Source organism: Emticicia sp. (genome assembly GCF_049241225.1).
Taxonomy (GTDB): Bacteria; Bacteroidota; Bacteroidia; order Cytophagales; family Spirosomataceae; genus Emticicia.
On the sequence record NZ_JBMLRC010000184.1, the window covers coordinates 1 to 1,035 of the forward strand.

General features: G+C 36.5%; 2 protein-coding genes. Both read left to right on the forward strand.

The window, feature by feature from the left end; genetic code table 11:
* Positions 1–138 precede the first annotated feature (138 nt).
* Positions 139–390: a hypothetical protein gene (locus ACOVO2_RS10335; RefSeq protein ID WP_421769891.1), complete on the forward strand. Its 252-nt coding sequence runs from the start codon at positions 139–141 to the stop codon at positions 388–390.
* Positions 391–978, forward strand: coding sequence for a hypothetical protein (locus ACOVO2_RS10340; protein WP_421769892.1), 588 nt, complete (start codon positions 391–393; stop codon positions 976–978).
* The last annotated feature ends 57 nt before the right edge of the window (positions 979–1,035 follow it).

A 1,035-nucleotide genomic window follows, 5' to 3' on the forward strand; every position in this document is an offset into this window, starting at 1 on the left:
ACACCGTTGATACCCACCGCAAAAATCTACTTTTCAAATTTGAAGTTGCCAATACCGCTCAGCTCATCAAAAAAGCCACTGAGGTGGGGTTGGTTTGAGTCTTGAATGATAAAATGTAAATTTGTAAAACTTCTCGAATTGCCTATATTTGTTTCATTAAATATTATTGCAATGGATGATTCTTTGGATGTCGTAAAATTAACTGGCTATTCAGGTACAATGAAAAAAAGCATTGCCGATATGACCACCGATGAATACAAAGCATGGCAGATTGCAGCAAATATTGAGATAAAGCGTTCTTTATTTGCCAAAAACATGCCTTTAGTTCATAAAAAAGATGGGCATGTGGTAGCAGAATATGCCGATGGGAAAATAGAAATTATTCGATAGATGCCTTTACTATTTATCATCGCTGGCCCTCCAGGTATTGGGAAAAGCAGTTCGGGGAAAATCTTTCAACCTTTCAACATTGATTTTCTTAATCACGACGCTCTTTCGCTTTACTACAAAGAAAAAGGAGAATATAACTACGAAGATTTATCTAATCTGAAAGCTAATGAGTTTATTCAAAAGAAGCTGAATGGAAACGAAGATTTCGGTATTGAACTCAATCTTGGCTACGAAAATCATTATGACTTGCTTCGCTTTGTGAAGGAAAAATATCCTCACTATGACATTACAGTTTGCTTGTTTTATACTGATGATATTCAGCTTTGCCTCGACCGTGCTACTATTCGCGAGCGGTCAGGCGGACATAGTGTATCTGAGCAAGTAATTCGAGAAATGTACGCTAATACGCTACACTTGCTTCAAAACAACGTTAGTCTGATAACTAACCTCATATTCGTTGACATTCAATACGATATGCTCGATTTGGTATTTGAATTTAATCCAAAAGAAAATAGACTCTTTATCAGCTCTCATTTACCAGACTGGCTTATTATAAACTTCCCTGCTATTATCCAATTGAGGAAATAACCTTTTCAAAACCTCACATCTTGAATTTCAGGTGTTCGCTCAAAGAGAGCTTTGGCA